The 21,496-nt window shown below is 68.8% G+C and carries 21 protein-coding genes; 11 read left to right on the forward strand and 10 right to left on the reverse strand.

The window, feature by feature from the left end:
• Nucleotides 1-32 precede the first annotated feature (32 nt).
• Nucleotides 33-1,019: a cobaltochelatase subunit CobS gene (gene cobS / locus EEY80_RS18410; protein ID WP_235829909.1), complete on the reverse strand. Its 987-nt coding sequence runs from the start codon at nucleotides 1,017-1,019 to the stop codon at nucleotides 33-35.
• Nucleotides 1,020-1,145: 126 nt separating this feature from the next.
• Nucleotides 1,146-1,787, reverse strand: a complete 642-nt coding sequence (locus tag EEY80_RS18415) for a J domain-containing protein (protein WP_126979108.1) — start codon at nucleotides 1,785-1,787, stop codon at nucleotides 1,146-1,148.
• A gap of 192 nt (nucleotides 1,788-1,979) precedes the next feature.
• Between EEY80_RS18415 and EEY80_RS18420 the strand changes: the two genes are divergently transcribed.
• Nucleotides 1,980-2,237 carry a BolA family protein gene (locus EEY80_RS18420; protein ID WP_126979110.1) on the forward strand — a complete coding sequence of 86 codons (258 nt, stop codon included), beginning with the start codon at nucleotides 1,980-1,982 and terminating at the stop codon, nucleotides 2,235-2,237.
• A gap of 27 nt (nucleotides 2,238-2,264) precedes the next feature.
• Here EEY80_RS18420 and EEY80_RS18425 read toward each other — a convergent pair whose 3' ends face one another.
• Nucleotides 2,265-2,792 (reverse strand): DUF4177 domain-containing protein, encoded by a 528-nt coding sequence (locus EEY80_RS18425; RefSeq protein ID WP_407920745.1) that lies wholly within the window; start codon nucleotides 2,790-2,792, stop codon nucleotides 2,265-2,267.
• A gap of 195 nt (nucleotides 2,793-2,987) precedes the next feature.
• On the opposite strand from EEY80_RS18425, the gene EEY80_RS18430 reads away from it, so the two are divergent.
• The 3 genes from EEY80_RS18430 to EEY80_RS18440 are packed head-to-tail and all read left to right on the forward strand — an operon-like array spanning nucleotide 2,988 to nucleotide 8,432.
• Complete coding sequence (locus tag EEY80_RS18430; RefSeq protein ID WP_126979112.1) at nucleotides 2,988-3,698, forward strand: hypothetical protein; 711 nt, start codon at nucleotides 2,988-2,990, stop codon at nucleotides 3,696-3,698.
• A complete protein-coding gene (locus EEY80_RS18435) occupies nucleotides 3,598-5,148 on the forward strand; it encodes a Y-family DNA polymerase (protein WP_126979114.1) in 1,551 nt (516 codons plus the stop codon). The genes EEY80_RS18430 and EEY80_RS18435 overlap by 101 nt, the downstream gene beginning before the upstream one ends.
• Nucleotides 5,148-8,432: an error-prone DNA polymerase gene (locus tag EEY80_RS18440; protein ID WP_126979116.1), complete on the forward strand. Its 3,285-nt coding sequence runs from the start codon at nucleotides 5,148-5,150 to the stop codon at nucleotides 8,430-8,432. Before EEY80_RS18435 ends, EEY80_RS18440 begins: the two co-directional genes overlap by 1 nt.
• A gap of 36 nt (nucleotides 8,433-8,468) precedes the next feature.
• On the opposite strand, the gene EEY80_RS18445 is transcribed toward EEY80_RS18440, so the two are convergent.
• Nucleotides 8,469-8,903 carry a MarR family winged helix-turn-helix transcriptional regulator gene (locus EEY80_RS18445; protein ID WP_126979118.1) on the reverse strand — a complete coding sequence of 145 codons (435 nt, stop codon included), beginning with the start codon at nucleotides 8,901-8,903 and terminating at the stop codon, nucleotides 8,469-8,471.
• Nucleotides 8,904-8,976: 73 nt separating this feature from the next.
• On the opposite strand from EEY80_RS18445, the gene hmgA reads away from it, so the two are divergent.
• From hmgA to maiA, 3 genes are all read left to right on the forward strand, one after another.
• The gene (hmgA, locus tag EEY80_RS18450; protein WP_126979120.1) at nucleotides 8,977-10,344 is read left to right on the forward strand and encodes a homogentisate 1,2-dioxygenase; all 1,368 of its coding nucleotides are present in this window, start codon (nucleotides 8,977-8,979) and stop codon (nucleotides 10,342-10,344) included.
• A gap of 82 nt (nucleotides 10,345-10,426) precedes the next feature.
• Nucleotides 10,427-11,668, forward strand: coding sequence for a fumarylacetoacetase (fahA, locus tag EEY80_RS18455; protein WP_126979122.1), 1,242 nt, complete (start codon nucleotides 10,427-10,429; stop codon nucleotides 11,666-11,668).
• 9 nt (nucleotides 11,669-11,677) lie between these two features.
• Nucleotides 11,678-12,343: a maleylacetoacetate isomerase gene (gene maiA / locus EEY80_RS18460; protein WP_126979124.1), complete on the forward strand. Its 666-nt coding sequence runs from the start codon at nucleotides 11,678-11,680 to the stop codon at nucleotides 12,341-12,343.
• Between the two features lie 55 nt (nucleotides 12,344-12,398).
• On the opposite strand, the gene EEY80_RS18465 is transcribed toward maiA, so the two are convergent.
• Complete coding sequence (locus EEY80_RS18465; protein WP_235829910.1) at nucleotides 12,399-12,878, reverse strand: Lrp/AsnC family transcriptional regulator; 480 nt, start codon at nucleotides 12,876-12,878, stop codon at nucleotides 12,399-12,401.
• A 133-nt stretch (nucleotides 12,879-13,011) separates the two neighbouring features.
• Between EEY80_RS18465 and hppD the strand changes: the two genes are divergently transcribed.
• Nucleotides 13,012-14,124, forward strand: coding sequence for a 4-hydroxyphenylpyruvate dioxygenase (hppD, locus tag EEY80_RS18470; protein ID WP_126979128.1), 1,113 nt, complete (start codon nucleotides 13,012-13,014; stop codon nucleotides 14,122-14,124).
• Between the two features lie 46 nt (nucleotides 14,125-14,170).
• Nucleotides 14,171-14,521 (forward strand): Rieske (2Fe-2S) protein, encoded by a 351-nt coding sequence (locus EEY80_RS18475; protein ID WP_126979130.1) that lies wholly within the window; start codon nucleotides 14,171-14,173, stop codon nucleotides 14,519-14,521.
• A gap of 72 nt (nucleotides 14,522-14,593) precedes the next feature.
• Here the strand turns inward: EEY80_RS18475 and EEY80_RS18480 are convergent, their stop codons facing one another.
• The 3 genes from EEY80_RS18480 to EEY80_RS18490 form a co-directional block, all read right to left on the reverse strand.
• Complete coding sequence (locus tag EEY80_RS18480) at nucleotides 14,594-14,911, reverse strand: Atu4866 domain-containing protein (RefSeq protein WP_126979132.1); 318 nt, start codon at nucleotides 14,909-14,911, stop codon at nucleotides 14,594-14,596.
• 65 nt (nucleotides 14,912-14,976) lie between these two features.
• Nucleotides 14,977-15,498, reverse strand: coding sequence for a nuclear transport factor 2 family protein (locus EEY80_RS18485; protein WP_205749157.1), 522 nt, complete (start codon nucleotides 15,496-15,498; stop codon nucleotides 14,977-14,979).
• Nucleotides 15,499-15,548: 50 nt separating this feature from the next.
• A complete protein-coding gene (locus tag EEY80_RS18490) occupies nucleotides 15,549-16,271 on the reverse strand; it encodes an SDR family oxidoreductase (protein WP_126979134.1) in 723 nt (240 codons plus the stop codon).
• A 112-nt stretch (nucleotides 16,272-16,383) separates the two neighbouring features.
• On the opposite strand from EEY80_RS18490, the gene EEY80_RS18495 reads away from it, so the two are divergent.
• Entirely contained in the window at nucleotides 16,384-17,286 is a 903-nt protein-coding gene (locus tag EEY80_RS18495) for a LysR family transcriptional regulator (protein WP_126979136.1), read from the forward strand.
• A gap of 224 nt (nucleotides 17,287-17,510) precedes the next feature.
• On the opposite strand, the gene EEY80_RS18500 is transcribed toward EEY80_RS18495, so the two are convergent.
• Nucleotides 17,511-18,377: an SDR family oxidoreductase gene (locus tag EEY80_RS18500; protein WP_126979138.1), complete on the reverse strand. Its 867-nt coding sequence runs from the start codon at nucleotides 18,375-18,377 to the stop codon at nucleotides 17,511-17,513.
• A gap of 350 nt (nucleotides 18,378-18,727) precedes the next feature.
• Nucleotides 18,728-20,068 carry an aminotransferase-like domain-containing protein gene (locus EEY80_RS18505; protein ID WP_126979140.1) on the reverse strand — a complete coding sequence of 447 codons (1,341 nt, stop codon included), beginning with the start codon at nucleotides 20,066-20,068 and terminating at the stop codon, nucleotides 18,728-18,730.
• Between the two features lie 113 nt (nucleotides 20,069-20,181).
• Between EEY80_RS18505 and EEY80_RS18510 the strand changes: the two genes are divergently transcribed.
• Nucleotides 20,182-21,495 carry a hydroxymethylglutaryl-CoA reductase, degradative gene (locus tag EEY80_RS18510; RefSeq protein ID WP_126979142.1) on the forward strand — a complete coding sequence of 438 codons (1,314 nt, stop codon included), beginning with the start codon at nucleotides 20,182-20,184 and terminating at the stop codon, nucleotides 21,493-21,495.
• Nucleotide 21,496: the final 1 nt, after the last annotated feature.

Genomic DNA, 21,496 nt, shown 5'->3' on the forward strand with positions numbered 1-21,496 from the left:
GCGGGGGGCTGGCCCCCCGCCCTGCCGTCCCGTCAGCGCACCGCCTGGCTGGCCGCGCTTTCCGGCAGTTCCTCACCGAAGCAGCGCTGGTAGAACTCGGCCACCGTCTGCCGTTCCAGCTCGTCGCACTTGTTGAGGAAGGTCAGCCGGAACGCATAGCCGATATTGCGGAAGATCAGGTTGTTCTGCGCCCAGGCGATGACCGTGCGCGGGCTCATCACCGTGGACAGGTCGCCGTTCATGAAGGCGGTGCGGGTCAGGTCCGCGACCGTCACCATCTGGCTGATCTCGCGCCGGCCCTTCTCGGTATTGTATTGCGGCGCCTTCGACAGCACGATCGCCGCCTCGGCATCGTGGCTGAGGTAGTTCAGCGTCGCCACCAGGCTCCAGCGGTCCATCTGGCCCTGGTTGATTTGCTGGGTGCCGTGATAGAGGCCGGTGGTGTCGCCCAGGCCCACGGTGTTGGCGGTGGCGAACAGCCGGAAGCAGGGATTGGGCGAGATCACCTCGTTCTGGTCCAGGAGCGTCAGCTTGCCCTCGGCCTCCAGCACGCGCTGGATGACGAACATCACGTCGGCCCGGCCGGCATCGTATTCGTCGAAGACGATGGCGGTGGGGTTGCGCAGCGCCCAGGGCAGGATGCCCTCGTGGAACACCGTCACCTGCTTGCCGTCCACCAGCTTGATCGCGTCCTTGCCGATCAGGTCGATCCGGCTGACATGGCTGTCGAGGTTCACCCGCACGCAGGGCCAGTTCAGCCGGGCGGCCACCTGTTCGATATGGGTGGACTTGCCGGTGCCGTGATAGCCCTGGATCATCACCCGGCGGTTGTAGGCAAAGCCGGCGAGGATGGCGAGCGTGGTGTCCGGATCGAACTTGTAGGTCGGGTCGAGATCGGGCACCCGGGCCGAGCGTTCGGCAAAGCCCTTCACCTTCATCTCGGTATCGACCCCGAAGACTTCGCGGACCGAGATCTCTTCGGTCGGTTTCGCGTTGATGTCGAGCATTCCGTCAGCCATGCGTCCTTCCCTGCCGGGTCCGGCCCGGCATGCGCCTTCGTCCGTGGCCGCAGGACCACCGGTCTTCCATTCCCGGATTGATGGAACATATCCGCCGGGGGTGCAAGGCGGGTCCGGGCGCTGCGCTCAGGCGTCGCGGAAGTTGCGGCTGTCCTTGATCTGGTCCCAGGCCCAGACGACCTCTTGCAGGCGGTCCTCGTCGGACCGGTCGCCGCCGTTCATGTCGGGATGCAGGTCCTTCACCAGGCTCTTGTACTGCTTGCGGATCTCGACCCGGGTCCAGGTGTCGCGGGCATCGAGGATCTCGAGCGCCTTGCGTTCGGTCGGCGGCAGCTTGCGCGTGGCACCCGAGGGCGCGACGCGGCCGGGGTTCTGGGTGGCATTCGTGCCGAGGATTTCCATCGGGTCGTCGACCCCCAGCCGGGACCAGGCCCGCCCCTCGTCGCCGCGCGGGCCGAATGGCTTGGTCTCGCGCCCCCAGACGCGGTCCTTGTCGATGAACTGGGCGAATTCCTCTTCGGTGCTGCCCTGAAAGAAGTTCCATTTCAGGTTGTATTCGCGCACATGATCGCGGCAGAACCAGAAATATTCGTCCAGATGGTCCGGCGATTTCGGGGCGCGGTACTTGCCCTGTTCCTGGCAGCCCGGATGGTCGCATTCGCGGGTCGAGGTCTCGAAGGCGCCGGACATGCCGCGCTTGCCCTTGGTACGGCGCTTCTTGTCCGCAGACACGCGCAGGTCGAAACCGAATGGATCGTTCTTCGTCATGAGCTGCCTGCCGTCCTGCGTTTCGCTGCCCTGCTGGTCATCATCCAGCTTCTCGACTCGGAGAGGGGAGTTTAGGGTTTTTCGGGCGGCTTTGAAGGGGGAGGTGCCCGATCCGCGCGTTTTTCGCCGGGCGGTGGCGGCCTCGGCCCCGGAGGTGGCACGGGCAATGACAGCAGCGGAGTGGAGCGGACGATGACCCTTGCCGACGAGATTCATGTCCGGCTGCAGCAGGTCTTCGATCCGGCCGAACTGGACGTCGCCGACGAAAGCCATCGCCACCGCGGCCATTCCGGCTGGCGCGAGGAGGGCGAGACGCATTTCCGCGTACGGATGCGGGCGCCGGCGCTGCGCCCGATGCCGCGCGTCGCCCGCCACCGCGCCGTGCACGAGGCGCTTGGCCCCGCGATCATGCTGCGGCTGCACGCGCTGGCGCTGGATCTCGACGGCTGAACCGCGGGTCCGGGCCGCAGGTGGCTGTCAGTCCGCGGGGCCCAGCTTCGGGGCGCGGCCGGCTTCGGGCGCGCTGTCCAGCCGGGGCGCCTCGCCCAGGGGCGCATTGACCGACAGTTCCGGCGCCGGGCGCGGCGCGGCGGCGTCCGGCGCCTCGGCCGGGAGGCGGTCTTGCGAAACGCGGTCTTGCGAAACGGGGGCGGCGACCTCGGGCCGCGGCGTGGCGGCCGCGGCCTGCGGCACGGGGGGATCGGCGGGCCGTTCCACCGGCGGGGCCAGCGCCTTGGGCAGGTCCAGCGCCGCCGTCTCGGCCGCGACCCGGCGGAAGACCAGCAGGTTCTGATAGGTGGTGCTGCGGCTGGTCAGGCCGGTCCGCTCTTCGCAGGGCAGCGTGTCGGCGCGCAGGTATTCCCAGCCGTCGCGCGCCATCTCGTTCATCAGAAGCGTCAGGGCATGGGCGAAGCGCTCGCCCGTGGTCTTCAGCCCCCGCGCCTTCTCGCCCCGCGCGGGGGAAGGAACGACCTTGTATTCGTACCGCTGCATCTGTCCTGCCATCTCTGGGGCCGCCTGCCCGCCTTCCGGCGGCGGGGCGGCCGATCCGTCCCTATGGGCCATAGCCCGAGATGATACGCAAGACACCGCGCCGTGTTCCGCGCGGTGAGGCGGCGGCTTCCCGCGCCCGCCGGACTTGCCGGACCGGCCCAGCGGGACTAGAACAGAACAAGAACATCAGGGATGATTCCGTGCGTCATGTTCCAGACCGACATCTTTCCTGCGGCACAGTCGCGGCATCCGGGGGGGCCGGTGCGGCGACCGGGCCCGACCCTGTGCGAGGTGTTCCCCGCCGCCGGTGCCGAGGCGGCGGCGGCGGGATTCGTGCTGGCGCAACTGGGTCGCGGGGCGGCCCCCGTCCTGTGGATCCAAGAGAGGCTCGCGCAGTCCGAAACCGGGCGGCCCTATCTGGCGGGGCTGGGGCTCGACCGGCCGCTGCTGGTCATGCGGCTGTCGAGACCGGCCGACGTGATGGCCGCCATCGAGGAGGGGCTGCGCTGCCGGGCCCTGGGCGCGGTGGTCGCCGAACTTCACGGCAATCCCCCGGCGGCGAGCTTCACCGCGTCGAAGCGGCTGGCCCTGCGCGCCGGGGCGGCGGCCGTACCCTGCTGGCTGATCCGGCAGGCGGCGACCGCCGATCTCAGTGCCGCGCGCGACCGGTGGCGCGTGGCCACGCTGCCTTCGGCCCCCGACCCGGACGATCCGCAGGCGCCGGGCGATCCCTGCTGGCGGGTGGAACTGTTCCGCTCGCGCGACCGGCCGCCCGGGGCATGGGTGGCGCGCCATGAGCGGGGCCATGAACGGGGCCATGAGCGGGGCACGTCGAATCGTCTCGATCTGGTTGCCGCATTTCCCGATGGAGCGGTGGCAGAGGCGGCAGGACCGGACCGGCGGCACGGCGCCCGCTGACCTGCCGCAGGCGCTGGTGGCGGAGGCTGCGCATGGGCCGGTAATCCATGCCGTGAACGGGGCCGCGCATCTGGCCGGGGTCACTCCGGGCGCAAGGCTGGCCGACATGCGGGCGCTCTGCCCCGACCTGCGGACCAGCCCCGCCGATCCGGCCGGGGATCGCGCCACGCTGGAGCGGCTGGCCCTCTGGGCGCGGCGTTGGTGCCCCTGGACCGTGGCCGATCCCGATGGCGGGGTCGAGGGCGCGGGGCTGATCCTCGACACCACCGGGTCCGACCATCTGTGGGGCGGCGAGGCCGCGATGCTGGCCACGATCGAGGCAGAGCTGGGCCATCTGGGATTTTCCGCCCGCGCGGCGCTGGCGCCGACCTGGGGCGCCGCCTGGGCGCTGGCGCGGTTCGCGCCGGGACAGGGGACAGCGCCGGCGATCGACGCCGATCCGGCGCCGCTGCCGGTGGCGGCGCTGCGGCTGGAGGGCCGGACGGTGCTGCTGCTGAACCGGCTGGGCCTGCAGCGGATCGGCGATCTGGCCGCCCTGCCCCGCCTGTCGCTGGCGCGCCGCTTCACCCGGCCCGAGCCCTCGCTGAACCCGCTGATCCGGCTGGACCAGATGACGGGCCACCGGCCCGAACCCGTCTCGCCGCCCGGGGCACCGCCGGTGTTTCGCGCCGATCTGCGGCTGGCCGAGCCGGTCTTCGACCCCGGCCCGCATCTGCCGCGGCTGTGCGAGGCGCTGTGCGATCGCCTGTCCGCGGCCCGTCACGGCGCCCGCCGCCTGCGGCTGAGCGTCTATCGCACCGATGGCGAGGTCGGCCGGATCGAGGCCGCCTGCGCCCTGCCGAGCCGCGACCCGGCGCATCTGGCCTTCCTGTTCCGCGACCGGCTGGAACGGATCGACCCCGGCTATGGCTTCGACCTGATCGCGCTCGAGGCGCCGGTGACGGAACCGCTCGCCCCCCGGCAGGCCGATCTGGCGGGCGGGGCCGATCCGGGGCTGGACCTGTCGCATCTGGTGGACCGGCTGACGGCGCGGTTCGGCCGCGATGCCGTCACCCGGCTGGCGCCGGTGGCCAGCCATGTCCCGGAACGGGCCGAGGCGCGGGCCGCCCCGCTGCCGGCCGGTCCTGTAGCCGCCGACCCCGCGCCGGAGCGTGCCGAACGGCCGCAGCGCCTGCTGGAGCGCCCCGAGGAGATCCGCGTGCTCTATGCCGTGCCCGAAGGTCCGCCCGCGCAGTTCCAGTGGCGGCGGCGCAGCTATCGCGTCGCCCGGTTTCAGGGGCCGGAACGGGTGGCGCCGGAATGGTGGCAGGACCGGCCCGGTACCCGCCTGCGCGACTATTTCAAGGTCGAGGACAGCGAGGGCCACCGATTCTGGCTGTATCGCGACGGGCTGCATGACGATGGCCGCGGCGGCCCCCCCCGCTGGTTCCTGCACGGGATCTTTGCCTGATGCCCGACAGCGACCCCCGCCCCCTGCGCAAGACACTGACCGGCGACTTCCCCCCGAACCCGCGGGCCGATTATGTCGAACTGGGCGTCACCACCGCCTTTTCCTTCCTGCGCGGCGCGTCCGAGGCCATCGAACTGGCCGTGACCGCGCATGTGCTCGGCTATGACGCGCTTGGGGTGGCCGACCTGAACACGATGGCCGGCGTGGTGCGCCTGCATGCCGCCGCGCGGCGCACCGGCCTGCGCCCGGTCATCGGCTGCCGGCTGCGGCTGGTGACGGGCGAGGAATTCCTCGCCTATCCCCGCGACCGGGCCGCCTATGGCCGGCTCTGCACGCTGCTGACCAAGGGCAAGCGGAAGGACATGTCCGGCGACTGGCAGGCCAAGGGCCTGTGCGAGATCACCTTGGCCGATCTGGCCGCCCATGCCGAAGGGGTGCAGCTGATCGTGCTGCCGGATGCGATGCTGCCCCGCCGGCTGGCCGGGCTGGTCCGCCGCCTGCCGGGCCTGCGCCATGTCGCCGTCAGCTGCCTTTACCGGGGCGACGACCGGGCGCGGATCAACCGGCTGGACCGGCTGGCCCGCCGGCACGGCCTGTCGATCCTCGCCACCAACGACGTGCATTACCACGCCCCCGACCGCCGCCCGCTGCAGGACGTGATGACCTGCATCCGCGAGAAGACCACGATCCACAAGGCCGGCTTCCTGCTGGATGCCAATGCGGAACGCCACCTGAAATCGCCGGCCGAGATGGCGCGGCTGTTCGCCGACTGGCCCCATGCCATCCGCGCCACGCGCGAGGTCGCCGATGCCTGCGCCTTCGACCTGCGGGAACTGGCCTATCACTACCCGCTGGAAACCGTGCCCCCGGGCGAAACGCCGCAAAGCCAGCTGGAAAAGCTGACATGGGCCGGCGCGGCGGACCGCTATCCCGCGGGCCTGTCGCAGAAGGTGCGCGGGCTGCTGGAAAAGGAACTGGCCATCATCGCGCTGAAGAAGCTGCCCCAGTATTTCCTGACCATCCACGAGATCGTCTGCTGGGCCCGGGCGCGGGGCATCCTGTGCCAGGGCCGCGGATCGGCGGCGAATTCGGCCGTCTGTTTCGTGCTGGGCATCACCTCGGTCGATCCGGCCGAGCAGGAGATGCTGTTCGAACGCTTCATCAGCATCGACCGGGACGAGCCGCCCGACATCGACGTGGATTTCGAACACGAGCGGCGCGAGGAGGTGATCCAGCACATCTATGACCGCTATGGCCGCCATCGGGCCGGGCTGTGCGCCACCGTCATCCACTATCGCCCCCGGTCGGCCATCCGCGACGTCGGCAAGGCGATGGGCCTGTCCGAGGACGTGACGGCGGCGCTGGCAAAGACCGTCTGGGGCAGCTGGGGCACCAGCATGGGCGAGGCCAACAGCCGCGAGGCGGGGATCGACCTGACCGACCCGCTGATGTCGCGCGCGATCCGGCTGGCCGAACAGATGATCGGCCTGCCCCGCCACCTCGGCCAGCATGTCGGCGGCTTCGTCCTGACCGAAGGCGCGCTGCACGACACCGTGCCGATCGGCAATGCGGCGATGCCCGAACGCAGCTTCATCGAATGGGACAAGGACGATATCGACGAACTGGGCATCCTGAAGATCGACGTCCTGGCCCTGGGGATGCTGACCTGCATCCGCAAATGCCTCGATCTGCTGACGGCGCATTACGGCATCGTTCATGACCTTGCCTCGATCCCGCCCGACGACACGGCCACCTATGACATGCTGTGCCGGGGCGACAGTATCGGCGTCTTCCAGGTGGAAAGCCGCGCGCAGATGAACATGCTGCCCCGGCTCAGGCCGCGACGGTTCTATGACCTCGTGATCGAGGTCGCCATCGTCCGCCCCGGCCCGATCCAGGGCGACATGGTGCATCCCTATCTGCGCCGGCGCAGCGGGGCCGAGCCGGTGGACTATCCCGCGCCGGGGCCGGAACATCCGCAGGACGAACTGAAGAACATCCTGCAGCGCACGCTCGGCGTCCCGATCTTCCAGGAACAGGCGATGAAGATCGCCATGGACGCGGCGAAATTCACCCCGGAAGAGGCCAACCGCCTGCGCCGCGCCATGGCAACCTTTCGGTCGCGGGGCACGATCGCGGAACTGGAACAGCTGATGGTCGGCCGGATGACCGGGCGGGGCTATGACCCGGTCTTCGCGCAACGGTGCTTCGACCAGATCAAGGGCTTTGGCGAATACGGCTTTCCCGAAAGCCACGCCGTCAGCTTCGCGCTGCTGGTCTATGTCTCGAGCTGGCTGAAATGCCATTATCCGGCGGCCTTTGCCTGTGCGCTGCTGAACGCGCAGCCGATGGGCTTCTACGCGCCGGCGCAGATCGTCCGCGATGCGCGCGAACACGGGGTGGAGCTGCGGCCGGCGGATGTGAACCTCAGCGAGTGGGACAATACGCTGGAACCCGGCGGCACCGGCTTTGCCCTGCGGCTGGGGCTGCGGCAGGTGGATGGCATCGGACGCGAGGCGGCGGAGCGGCTGATCCGTGCCCGGGACGAACCCTTCGCCAGCCTGGCCGATCTGGCCCGCCGGGCGGGGCTGAACGGGCGGACGATCCGCGCGCTGGCGGCGGCCGATACCGTCCGGTCGATGGGCCTGGACCGCCGCGCCGCGCTGTGGGAGGCGCGGGCGCTGCGGGATGCGCCCGACCTGCCGCTGTTCGGCTCCGGGCGGGACGAGGGCGGCGAGCCCCCCGCCCGCCTGCCGCGGATGCCGCTCTGCGAACATGTGGTGGCCGACTACCAGACCCTGCGCCTGTCGCTGAAGGCGCATCCGATGTCCTTCCTGCGCGCCAGCCTGACCGCGCAGGGCTTCGTCGCCGCCGCCGACCTGAACCGGATCGCCGACAACCGCCGCCTGCGGATGGCCGGGCTGGTGCTGGTGCGCCAGCGACCCGGCAGCGCCAAGGGCGTCTGCTTCATCACGCTGGAGGACGAGACCGGCGTCGCCAATCTGGTGGTCTGGCCCAAGGTGATGGAGGCGTTCCGCAAGGTGATCATGACCGCCCGGCTGATGCAGGTCACGGGCCGGATCCAGCGCGACGCGGCCTCGGGCGTGACCCATGTGGTGGTCGAGTCCCTGCTGGATCGCAGCGATGTGCTGATGCGCCTGTCGGACCGCAGCCTGTCGCCGCCGCTGGCCCGCGCGGACGAGGTGAAGAACCAGGTCCCCGCCCCCACCCTCGGCCATCCGCGACAGGCGCGGATCATCCCGGGGTCGCGGGACTTTCACTGAGGGGCGTCCAACGAGGCTGCCCCGGCGGTGCGCGGCTCACGTCTCGCGCAGCTTCACCAGCAGTTGCCGAAGCATCCGGGCATCCTGCTGGCCAAGCCGCCGCTCGAGCTGCGCCTCATGCTCGCGCGCCGCATGGCAGAGGTCTCGGAACGCCTCCTCCCCCGGCGGGCGCAGCACCAGATACTCGCTGCGCCCGTCGCCCGGCCGTTCGACACGTTTCAGGAACCGCTTCTGCTCCAGCGCGCGGACGGCGCGGGAAATCTTCGTCTTGTGCACCAGCGCGCTGGTGGAGATGTCCTTCGCCGTCATCGGGCCATATCGCCCGAGATGGAACAGCACCCGCCACTCTGTCCGCAGCATCCCGTAGCGGTTCCGGTAGATCGCGGCGAAGGCGACGCTCTGCGCCTCGGCGGCCTGGTTCAGAAGGTAGGGCGTGAAGCTGGACAGTTCGAACCCGTCATCCTCGGTCATGCGTGAAATCCCGGCTTGTTAGTTACAAAAGCAACTATCAGGTTGGGGCCAGACAGTCGATGGAGGACCTTCCATGAACGATATGAGCAAGATTTCCGGCATGACCCGTGCCGCCGGGATCAGCGCCCTGGCCGAAGGCTACATGCCCGGATTCGGGAACGACTTCGAAACCGAGGCGCTGCCCGGCGCCCTGCCGGTCGGCCGGAACAGCCCCCAGAAATGCGCCTACGGGCTGTATGGCGAACAGCTGTCGGGAACGGCCTTCACCGCCCCCTCGCATCAGAACGAGCGGACCTGGTGCTACCGCATCCGGCCCTCGGTCAAGCACAGCCACCGCTATGAAAAGATCGACGTGCCGTACTGGAAATCGGCGCCGAACGTCCTGCCCGACGTCACCAGCCTCGGCCAGTACCGCTGGGATCCGGTGCCGCATTCCGACGCGCCGCTGACCTGGATCACCGGGATGCGGACGATGACCACCGCGGGCGACGTCTATACCCAGACGGGCATGGCGAGCCACATCTACCTTGTGACGCAGTCGATGGAAGATGCCTATTTCTACTCGGCCGACAGCGAGCTGCTGGTGGTGCCGCAGGAGGGCCGCCTGCGGTTCTGCACCGAGCTGGGGATCATCGACCTCGAGCCGAAAGAGATCGCCATCCTGCCGCGCGGGCTGCTGTACCGCGTCGAACTGATCGACGGCCCCGCCCGCGGCTTCGTCTGCGAGAACTATGGCCAGAAGTTCGACCTGCCCGGCCGCGGCCCCATCGGGGCCAACTGCATGGCCAACCGCCGCGATTTCAAGACGCCGGTCGCGGCGTTCGAGGACCGCGACGCGCCCTCGACCGTGACGATCAAGTGGCAGGGACAGTTCCACGAGACGAGGATCGACCATTCGCCGCTCGACGTGGTGGCCTGGCACGGCAACTATGCGCCGGTGAAATACGACCTGCGCAACTACTGCCCGATCGGCGCGATCCTGTTCGATCATCCCGATCCGTCGATCTTTACCGTGCTGACCGCGCCGTCCGGGGTGGAGGGAACGGCGAATATCGACTTCGTCCTGTTCCGCGAACGCTGGATGGTGATGGAGGATACCTTCCGCCCGCCGTGGTACCACAAGAACGTCATGTCCGAACTGATGGGCAACATCTACGGCGAATACGACGCCAAGCCCAACGGCTTCGCCCCCGGCGGGATGAGCCTGCACAACATGATGCTGCCGCATGGGCCCGACAACGAGGCCTTCGAGAAGGCGACCTTCGGCAAGCTCGAACCCCGGAAGCTCGACGACACGATGAGCTTCATGTTCGAAACCCGGTTCCCGCAGCATCTGACGACCTTCGCCGCCACCGAGGCGCCGCTTCAGGACGACTACATCGACTGCTGGTCCAGCCTGAAGAAACGCTTCGACGGAACCCGGGAAGGCAACTGGGACTGAGCCGGACACCGGACAGACGCTTTCCGGAAAGGCGCGGACGCGCGGCCTTTCCGGTTCTACAATGGACGATCAAGGACAGGTCATGACGCTGATGAAAAGCTGGGTGGACAGCGCGAACTCCCCCGACACCGATTTCCCCCTCAACAACCTGCCCTATGGCGTCTTCGACGACGGGCAGGGTGCCCGCATGGGTGTGGCCATCGGGGATTTCGTCCTGGACCTCGGCAAGGTCGACCACGGGCTCGATGCGGGGCTTCTGGCCCAGCCGTCGTGGAATGCCGTCATGGAAGCGGGGGCCGGGGTCTGGGCGGCGCTGCGCGACCGGCTGACCCAGCTGCTGGGGGACGAGACGCATCGCGATGCCGTCGCCCCGCATCTGATCCCGCTCGACCGGGTGAGGCTGCTGATGCCCTTCCGCGTCACCGAATACACCGACTTCTACGCGGCGAAGAACCATGCGTTCAATGTCGGGACGATGTTCCGCGGGCCGGAGAATGCCCTGACGCCGAACTGGCTGTCGGTCCCGATCGGCTATAACGGACGGGCTTCCTCGATTGTCGTCTCGGGCACGCCGGTGCAGCGCCCCTGGGGGCAGGTCAAGCGCGCCGACGAAGACCTGCCGCGCTTCGATCGCAGCGCCCGCTTCGACCTCGAGCTGGAGATGGGCGCCATCGTCGGCAAGCCCTCGCAGGGGATGGTCAGCGTGGCCGAGGCGGACGAGATGATCTTCGGCTATGTGCTGCTGAACGACTGGTCCGCACGCGATATCCAGGCCTGGGAGTATCAGCCGCTGGGGCCGTTCCAGTCGAAGGCCACGGCCACCACGATCAGCCCCTGGATCGTGACCCGCGCCGCGCTGGAGCCGTTCCGGAAGAGCACCCCGCAACGCGAGCGGCCGCTGCTGCCCTATCTGCATGAGCCCGGTCCGATGCTCTATGACATCGCGCTGGAGGTCACGCTCGCCCCCGAGGGCAAGGACGAGACTGTCATCTCGCGGACGAATTACGACCAGATGTACTATTCCGCCGCGCAGCAGCTGTGCCACCACACCTCCAGCGGCTGCCCGATGCGGGTGGGCGACCTGCTCGGCTCCGGGACGATTTCGGGAACCGACGAAGGCAGCCGCGGCTCCCTGCTGGAACTGAGCTGGGGCGGCAAGACTCCGGTCACGCTCGACAGCGGCGAACAGCGCAGCTTTCTCGAGGATGGCGACACGCTGACCCTGCGGGGCCATGCACAAGGCGACGGGTATCGCGTCGGCTTCGGCGCCTGTTCCGGCAAGCTCCTTCCGGCCGCCGACCTGCCCGGCTGGGCGCAGGGCTGAGGGCGCGCCATGGATGGCGACGCAGCGGGCGGTGAACTGGCACCGGGAAAACCGGGCAAGATCGTGCTCTACGACTACTGGCGGTCCACGGCGAGCTGGCGGATCAGGATCGCCCTGACCCTCGCCGGACTCGACTGGGAGAGCCGCCCCGTCGATCTGGTCCAGGGGGATCAACGATCCCCCGGACATCTGGCGCTGAACCCGCAAGGACTGGTCCCGGTGCTCGAGATCGACGGGCTGCGGCTGACACAGTCCCTGGCGATCCTCGACTATCTCGAGGATACGGGCCGCGTCACCCTGCGACCGCGTGACCCGTCACAGGCAGCCCGGATGCGCGCCATCGCCCAGGCGATCGCCTGCGACATCCATCCCGTCTGCAACCTGCGCGTCGCCAGTCACGCGGCGGCGCTGACCGGGGCAGAGACGGCCAAGGCCGACTGGATGAGGCACTTCATCCGCCCCGGGCTGGAAGCCGTCGAACGGATGCTGAGCCCGGAGGGTCCCTATTGCTGCGGGACGGAGCTGACCCAGGCGGATCTGTGCCTGATACCGCAGCTTTACAACGCGACGCGATGGGGCGCGCCCTTCGACGATCTGCCGGCCATCGCGCGGGTCGCCGCGGCTTGCGCCCGGATTCCCGCCTTTCACGAACCGCAGCCGAACCCCGGCACCTGAAGGTCCGGACGGGAGAGGCCCCGGGATGCCCCCGGGTTCCGGGGCCGCGCGTCGATCAGCGCGGCCCGTCGCCCGCGCGATGATCGAGCGCCACGCCGCCGCGATCCTTCATCGTCCGCAACACGATCTCCGACCGGACCTGCGACACCTGCGGGTGGGGCAGCAGGTGATTATGGATGAAATCGGCAAAGGCCGTCAGGTCGACGACGCGTATGTCCAGGATATAGTCGGCATCGCCTGACACGGAGAACGCCACCGAAATCTCGGGCCGCTCGTCGATGAACCGGGCGAATTCGTCCTCCCGGTCCTTGCCGTGATGCCGAAGGTTGACCCGCGTCACCGCCCGCACGCCGAACCCCAGCTTCTGCAGGTTCAGCCGCGCCGAGTAGCCCTCGATGATCCCCGCCGCCTCCAGCGCCTGCCGCCGCCGCGACACCTGGCTGGCCGACAGGTTCACCTTCTCGGACAGCGCGGCATTTGTCATCGCCCCGTCGGCCTGAAGTGCGGAAAGAATGGCGATGTCGAACGGATCCATGCGCATACCGTGCATTCTAGACCCGGCCGATGCGCGCGTCATGCAAATTCATCTATCTGCCGCCTGCAATACGGTCGGACCATGCACGCGCGATCCGGTAGTCTGGATGACATCTCAGAGAGGAGAGACGCCCATGGGCCCCTTCCCCCACGACGCCCCCAAGGCCGAAATCAGCGCGCGCAATCCCGCCGGCACCGACGGGTTCGAATTCGTCGAATTCGCCCATCGCGAGCCGGAACAGCTGGACCGGGTTTTCCGGCAGATGGGGTTCGCGCCCGTCGCCAAACACCGGTCCAAGGAGATCACGCTCTACCGGCAGGGCGATATCAACTATCTGCTCAACGCGGAACCGGACAGCCACGCCGCCGAATTCGTCGAGGCGCACGGCCCCTGCGCCCCGGCCATGGCCTGGCGCGTGGTCGACGCGCAAAAGGCGCTGCGGCGCGCGGTCGAACTCGGCGCCACCGAATATACCGGCCCCGGCAAATCGCTGGACGTTCCGGCGGTGGTCGGCATCGGCGGGTCGCTGCTCTATTTCGTCGACACCTATGGCGATGACGGCAGTTGCTATACGGCCGAATTCGACTGGCTGGGCGAGGTCGACCCCAGGCCCGAAGGCTTCGGCTTCTACTACCTCGATCACCTGACCCACAACGTGATCCGCGGCAACATGGACACCTGGTACAGGTTCTACAGCGAGACGTTCAACTTCCGCGAGATCAAGTATTTCGACATCAAGGGGCGGCAGACCGGCCTCGTGTCGCGCGCCCTGACCTCGCCCGACGGCAAGATCCGCATCCCGATCAACGAAAGCACGGACGATCACAGCCAGATCGAGGAATACCTGCGCGAATACAAGGGCGAGGGTATCCAGCACATCGCCATCGCCAGCGAGGACATCTATGGCGGGACCGACCGGATCGCCGAGGCGGGCATGGAATTCATGCCGGCGCCGCCGTCCACCTACTACGAGATGTCGCACAAGCGGGTTCAGGGGCATACCGAACCGCTGGACCGGATGGCGGCGCGCGGCATCCTGATCGACGGCGAGGGCGTGGTCGATGGCGGCATGACTCGCATCCTGCTGCAGATCTTCTCCAAGACCGTGGTCGGCCCGATCTTCTTCGAGTTCATCCAGCGCAAGGGCGATGACGGGTTCGGCGAAGGCAATTTCCGCGCCCTGTTCGAATCGATCGAGGAAGACCAGATCCGCCGCGGCGTGCTCAAGGCCGAACCGGCGCAGTAAGGCCGATCCGGGCCGGTTCGCCGGCCCCGTCGCCCCGGAACCCCACATGGCCTGGACCGACTATTCCTCTGCCCCGCCCTCCGGGTCGCTCGTCTGCCCCAGCACTGCCGTCGCCTCGGTGGCGGCGGTGGATGTCGCGAGCGAGAAGGGCGTGTTTCCGCTGATCCTGGTGCGCTCGCCCGAGGGGCTGCGGGCCTATGTCAACGCCTGCCCGCATCAGTATCTGCCGCTCAATTACCGCGGCGAGCAGCTTCTGTCGTCCTGCGGGACTAGGCTGCTGTGCACGGCGCATGGGGCGAGCTTCGACGCCGCGACGGGCGAAGCCCTCGCCGGAGCGCCCTGCCCGCTCGACGCCGTGCCGGTTGTCGAGGATGGCGGGGAAATCCGCATCGCCTGAGCGAAGGCTTCGCAGCCTCGGGCCCCGTGGATGGCGGGAGGGCCCCTGTGCGGAAGCGCCCTCCCGCAGGCGCTACGGCTGCCGCCGGAGGATCATGCCCCCGTGGTGCAGCGTGTTCTCGTCAACGAAGGTGCCATCGGCGGTGAAGCCGGTGTCGTCCCAATACTGGATGTAGTTGCCGTCCACCTCGTAGCGTCCCTGATAGGCGCTCTCCCGGTCTCCGCGGGCTTCGTCATAGCGCCCGTTTGGCAGAAGCTCATGGCGAACCCTGTTGTCGTCGGTGTTCCACATCCCGACATAGGGGTGATCGGCAGGGGCATTTTCTGCGGCTGCGCCGGACGGTTGCCCGAAAAGCGCCAGGGCGACGGCGGAGGCGAGTCTTTTCTGCATGTTCGGTTCCTTTCAACTGAGGAGGGTGGAGGGGGCGCGCCGCGACCGCGCGCCCCGGGAGGCGTTCACTCCGTGACCGGTTCGTTGTTCTCGACGACCTGCTGATAGGCCGCGAGGTCGAGAAAGGCCTCGGCTTCCACGACCTCTCCGTCTGCCATCCGGAAGATCCAGAGGAACTGGTTTTCGTAGGCGTCGCCGGAGGTGGTGGTGGCCGCGCCGTCGAACCGGACGATCACCGTGTCATCCACCGCCCAGATGGCATGGACCTCGGGCACGACCGGCGCCGACAGGCGGCTGACCAGCGGCAGGGAGGCATCCTGCACGAAGCTGTCGCGGCTTTCATAGGTACCCGCCACCGGGCCGGAGCCGTAAATGGTCCAGCGCACGTCGGGCGCGAGCAGCGGATCGAAGACGCTGCCGCCGGCCGCCCACCGGTCGAAAGCCTCGCGCACCGCGGCCTCGTTCCGGGCGGCGACGCCCGACGGATCGGCCAGCGCAGGGGTTGCGAGGGCCGGGATCGCGAGGATGGCGAAGGCGCCGGCGAGTTGCACGGATCGCATGGCGCCGTTACGGATGGATCTGGTCAAAGTGCTTCTCCTTCTGGCTGACGTGGTGGATGTCGAGGGGCCTGCGCCGCTCACCCCTGCTGCCCCTGCGGGCGCACGGTGATCTCGTTCACGCCGACATTTTCGGGGCTCTCGATGACGTGGCGCACCAGCCGGCCGATATCGGCGGGCTGAAGCGCGATGGCGCGGTACTCATCCATGAAGGCCATCGTCTCTTCATGGGTGATCGTCTGCGCCAGTTCGCTTTCCACGACACCGGGGTTGATGCAGGTCACCCGGATATGCGGGCTTTCCTGCCGCAACCCCTCCGAAATCGCCCGCACCGCGAATTTCGTGCCGCAATAGACCGCCGCCGTGGGTACCGCGTTCAGCGCGCCGATAGAGGCGATGTTGATGATCTGGCCCGCGTTCTGCCGGTCCATGACCGGAAGCACGGCGCCGATGCCCCAAAGCACGCCCTTGACGTTCACGTCCACCATGCGCTCCCACTCGTCATGCTTGCCGGCCGACATCGGCGACAGCGGCATGACGCCGGCATTGTTCACCAGCACGTCGATCCGGCCCCAGAGGTCGAGGGCGGTTGCGGCGAAGGCGGCCATGTCCGCGCGGCTGGTGACGTCGAGCGCGCGGAACTCGGCGGCGCCGCCCGCGGCCCGGATGTCCCCGGCGATGGCGGCAAGCCGGTCGGTACGCCGGGCGCCGAGCAGCAGCCTGGCACCCGTCGCGCCCAAGGCCCGCGCGATGCCCTCGCCGATACCGCTCGACGCGCCGGTGATGAGAATGACCTTGTCCATGTGAAGCTCCTTCCGTCCGTCTTCTGGCGTCACGGGGAAGGTGGCGGCGTTTGACTGTCGCTTGTAGAGGCCCGGCCGTTGACGCTATGGTTAGCCAAACTGGACAACCGCCATGGACCTCAACCTTCTCCCGCTGCTGCTCGCCGTGGCCGAGGAGCGGAACTTCAGCGCCGCCGCCGACCGGATGGGGGTCACGCGTTCGGCCGTCAGTCAGGCCATCCGGCGGCTCGAGGACCAGCTCGGGACGGCCCTTGTGCTGCGCACCACCCGTTCGGTCCGGCTGACCGAGGCGGGCGCGGCGCTCGTCGCCGCGCTGCAGGCGCCGATGACCGAAATCGGCAGCGCGCTGGAAAGCGCGGGGGCGCGCGACGCGCCGCGCGGCCATCTCCGGCTGACGGCCACCTCGATCGCCGAGCCGTTTCTTTCGGGCCCGCTTCTGGCGGGCTTCGTGCAAGGCCATCCGCATGTGACGGTGGACGTGACGGTGACGGACGAGGAATTTGACATCGTCGCCCATGGCTTCGATGCCGGCATCCGGCTGGGCGAGGTGATCGAGAAGGACATGATCGCGGTCCCGGTCGGCGGCGACCAGCAAGAGCGCGCCGCCGCCGCCCCCGCCTATCTGGCCCGCCATGGCGCGCCGGCCCACCCGCGCGAACTGGTGGATCATCCCTGCATCGGCTGGCGCCGCGCGCCGGAGCTTGCCCCGCACCGCTGGGAATTCGTCGAGAACGGTCAGCCCTTCGATGTGGCGGTGAACCCCCGCTTCACCACGAACGACCTGCGGCTGATGATCCGGATGGCCCGTGCCGGCGCGGGGATCACCTTCGCGCCGGAGGATTGCCTGCGCGCGCACTTCGACGACGGCACACTCGTGCCCTTGCTGGAAGGGTTCCTGCCCCCCTTCCCGGGCTTCTTCCTCTACTTTCCACAGCGACGCAACATGGCCCCGAAATTGCGGGCCCTGGTGGATCACGTCAGGCGCTTCCGGGAGGCGCGTGACCCCGTCGCCTGACGGACGCGGGACGCATCCGCCCCTTGAGCTGAGCCGGCGCCGGGGCATCGGCGCATCCGACCTGGCGACGCCAGGTACCTCAGCCTTGCCTCCGTGGATGGGGAGGTTGAATACGATCCGCGCGGACCTCTGCCGCGAGAGATGGACCTGCGGGGCCGGTCCCGTGCCGAGGCACCCGCGCGTCCGGCCGGCGGCGCGTGCAGGGCCGCCGGCCGGATGCTGCGTCAGTTCAGACCGCCATTCGCATAGACGGTCTCGCCATTGATCCAGCCCCCGTTTTCCGAGCAGAGGACGGCAATCACGTTGGCAATGTCCTCCGGTTCCCCAAGTCGGCGCAGCGGCGTCGCTTCGGGAATGCCGTCCAGCAGCTCTTCGCCATGCTGCCACAGCAGCTGGGTATCCACGGCGCCCGGAGCGACGGCGTTGACCCTGATGTTCCGTCCGGCAACTTCCTTGGCCAGAACGCGGGCATAGATCTGCAGGTCCGACTTCGTGCCGGCATAGGCGGCGCCGCCCGGAGGCGGTTGCCGGACAATGCCCGACGACAGGGTGATGATGCGGCCGCCGTCACGCACATGGCGCGCGGCCTCGCGCAGGACGTTGAACCCGCCCTTCACATTGGTGGCGATCATCCGGTCGAAGGCGGCGTCGGTCATCTCTGCAAAGGGGCCGGAATTGAAGATGCCTGCATTGCTGACGACGACATCGACGCCGCCGAAGGCCTCTTCATTGGCCGCGAACAGGGCGCGCACGGCCTCGGGATCGGCCACGTCCGCCTGCAGCCAGATCGCCCGGCCGCCCTCCGCCTCGATCTCGGCCACGACCTGCGCCGCCAGATCGGTGTTGACGAGGCAGTTGACGGTGACGGCATAGCCTTCCCGGGCCAGCCGTCTGGCGGTGGCGGCACCGATGCCGCGGGAAGATCCGGTCACGATGGCGGCCCGGCCCGTCCCGGGGCGCGTGGCGGGATCGGCGTCACTCGCCGTCTGGGCGGACGCCGTGCTGGCGAGCGTGAACGCTGCCGGCCCCGCTGCGGCGAGTGCCAGAAACGTCCGGCGGAAAGTGTCGGGGGCGTCGGTCGGTTCGGTCATGTTACAGGTTTCTTTCGATTGAGCCTCAGGAGGGTGCGGGCCGCGACGCGGCATCCGGACATGCGGGTGCATGAGCCGGCGCGCGATGCGGGCATCCTCTGGGGCCAGGCCACAGTCAGGGTCGAAGCAGGGACGGGCGTCCGGTCGGCTGCGCCGGGTCCGCCGCACCATGCAATGTCGGCGCATGGCCCTCGCTTCGAGGCTCAATCTAGGGGCTGCCGCCTGCGACCAGAATGCTCAAACCTGCTGGAAACCTGCCTGTTCCTCCGGAAAGGACGCGCCCGCTGCCGCGTCCCGACCGCTCAACGCGGCCGCCCCCTCGCCCGGCCCGGCCCGGACCCGGCCACGCCTCACAGCACGCCCCGCAGGAACGAGAAGAAGCGGCTGTCGTTCACCCGGCTCCAGTTGATGCGCATGCCGGGCGGATGACTCTCCGTGCCCGCGTGAAACAGCGAGCCGGGCGCGAGGAAGATCCCCTGCGCCGACGCCTGATGGGCCACCTCGAGATCGTCGAGCCCCTCGGGCAGCCGGATCCAGCCGTACAGCCCGCCCTGCGGTTCGGCAAAAAGGGACACCCCCAGCGCGCCCAGCCGCTGCATCCCCTCGGCCCGCGCCAGGGCCAGCCGCCTGGCCATCGTCGTCTTGATCTTCTCGTAGCGGCGGCTGCGGATCAGGTTGGCGATGAGCCGTTCGGTATAGCTCGAACTGCTGACGGCAAGGATCATCTTCAACTCGGCGAGGCTCGAGGCGATTTCGGGCCGGGCAATGATGTAGCCGGAGCGCAAGGAGGGCGAGAGCGTCTTGGAATAGCTGCCGATCTGGATCACCCGGTCGAAAAGGTCGAGATGGGCCAGTCGCGTCCCTTCCAGCCCCGGCAGGTCGAGGAAGGGGTCGTCGTCCACCACCAGCATCTCCTGCCGGTCGGCGACCTGCAGGATGGCATGGGCCGTGGGCAGGTCGATGGAACAGCCCGTGGGATTCTGGCCCAGCGACTGCGTGAAGAAGAGCCGCGCGCCATGGTCGCGCGCTAGGCTGCGCAACGCCTCGGGGTCGGGTCCGCTGGGCCGGCGCGGCACGCCGATGACCGTGGCCCGCGCCAGCCGCAGCTTGGCGAACAGCGGATAATAGCCCGGATCGTCCACCAGCACCGGATCGCCCTCGCGCACGAAGCGCCGGATCACCAGGTCGAGGGCGTGGTTCGCGCCGAAGGTGGTGACGATCTGCGAGGACGCCACCTCGATGCCCTGCGCCAGCTGCGCGGCGGCGATGTATTCGCGCAGCAGCAGCAGCCCGTGCGGCGTGCCATAGCCGCCTTCCCCCGCCGACAGCGTCAGGCCCGGCACCGCGTTCAGCAGCCAGTTCTCCGGCGGGCGCCCGTCGCCGGGCACGACCGTATGCGGCCGGTCGACCTGCGCATGCAGCAGCGAGACGGTGTCGATCGCCTCCTGCAGGTTCTGCGGTTCGACCGCCATCGAGCGCGCATGCGCGACGAAGAAGCCCGCGCCCTGCCGCGAGGTCACGAGACCGCGCGCCACCAGCCGGTCGTAGACCGCCACCATGATGTTCTTGGACACGCCATATTGCTCGCAGGCCTGCCGCAGCGATTGCAGCCGCGCGCCATGCCGCAGCTCTCCCTGCAGGATCCGGTTCTGGAGCGCCTCGAAGATACGGTCGGTCTTGGTCTGTGCCATGCAGCAATCTGTACCCTAAAACCGGGATGTACAGTACAGGCTCAATTGTTCCAGCTGTACCAATACAAGAACGCACAAACCGGCGACTATCCCTTCCAAACGGGAGGACGTTGATGATCGACACAGCAGAAGCATCGCGGCTTCATGCCGCGGACGGCGCCGGTTCGCGCGTCGAAGGCATGCGCGACATGGAGCCGGAAGAGCGGCGCAGGGCCGCGGTGCGGGCCGCGGGCCTCGACGCTTCTGTCGAGGCGGTGCTGGCCGGCGATGCCCTGCCGCTGGCCGTCGCCAATGGCATGATCGAGAATGTCATCGGCACCTTCGAACTGCCGCTGGGCGTGGCCACCAACTTCATCGTCAACGGGCGCGAGCATCTGGTGCCGATGGCGGTGGAGGAGCCGTCTGTGGTCGCCGCGGCCTCCTACATGGCGAAGATCGCCCGCAGCGGCGGCGGCTTTACCGCGACCTGCACCACGCCGATCATGCGCGCGCAGGTGCAGGTGCTGGGGCTGACGGACCCGCGCGGCGCCCGGGCGCGGATCCTCGCGCATCGCGACGAACTGGTCGAGATGGCAAATTCGCGCGACACCGTGCTGGTCGGGCTGGGCGGCGGCTGCAAGGACATCGAGGTCCATGTCTTCGACGACACGCCCATCGGCGCGATGGTGGTGATGCACCTGCTGGTCGATGTGCGCGACGCGATGGGCGCCAACACCGTCAACACCATGGCCGAACTGCTCGCCCCCCGGATCGAGGCGATCACCGGCGGCAAGGTCCGCCTGCGCATCCTGTCGAACCTTGCCGACCGCCGGCTGGTGACCGCGAGCGTGCGCGTGCCCGCCGAGGCGCTGTCGACCAAAACGCTCGACGGCGCCGATGTGGCGCGCGGCATCGTCGAGGCCTGCGCGCTGGCGATCGTCGATCCCTACCGGGCGGCGACCCACAACAAGGGCATCATGAACGGCATTGACCCGGTCGTCGTCGCCACCGGCAACGACTGGCGCGCCATCGAGGCCGGCGCCCATGCCTATGCCGCGCGGTCCGGGCGCTACACATCGCTGACCCACTGGGAGATCGACGGCATAGGCGCGCTGGTCGGCACGCTGGAAATGCCGATGGCGCTCGGCATCGTCGGCGGCGCCACGCGCACCCATCCGGCGGCGCAGGCGGCGCTGAAGCTGATGCGGGTGGACTCGGCGCAGCAACTGGCCGAAATCACCGCGGCGGTGGGTCTGGCGCAGAACATGGCCGCGTTGCGCGCGCTGGCCACCGAGGGCATCCAGCGCGGGCACATGACCCTGCACGCCCGCAACATCGCCATCACCGCCGGGGCGACCGGCGCCGACATCGACCGGGTGGCCAAGGCCATCGTCGCCGCGGGGGACGTCAGCGTCGCCCGTGCCAAGCGGGTGCTGGAGGGCACCTGAG

This window comes from Frigidibacter oleivorans (genome assembly GCF_003993775.1).
Classification (GTDB): domain Bacteria; phylum Pseudomonadota; class Alphaproteobacteria; order Rhodobacterales; family Rhodobacteraceae; genus Frigidibacter; species Frigidibacter oleivorans.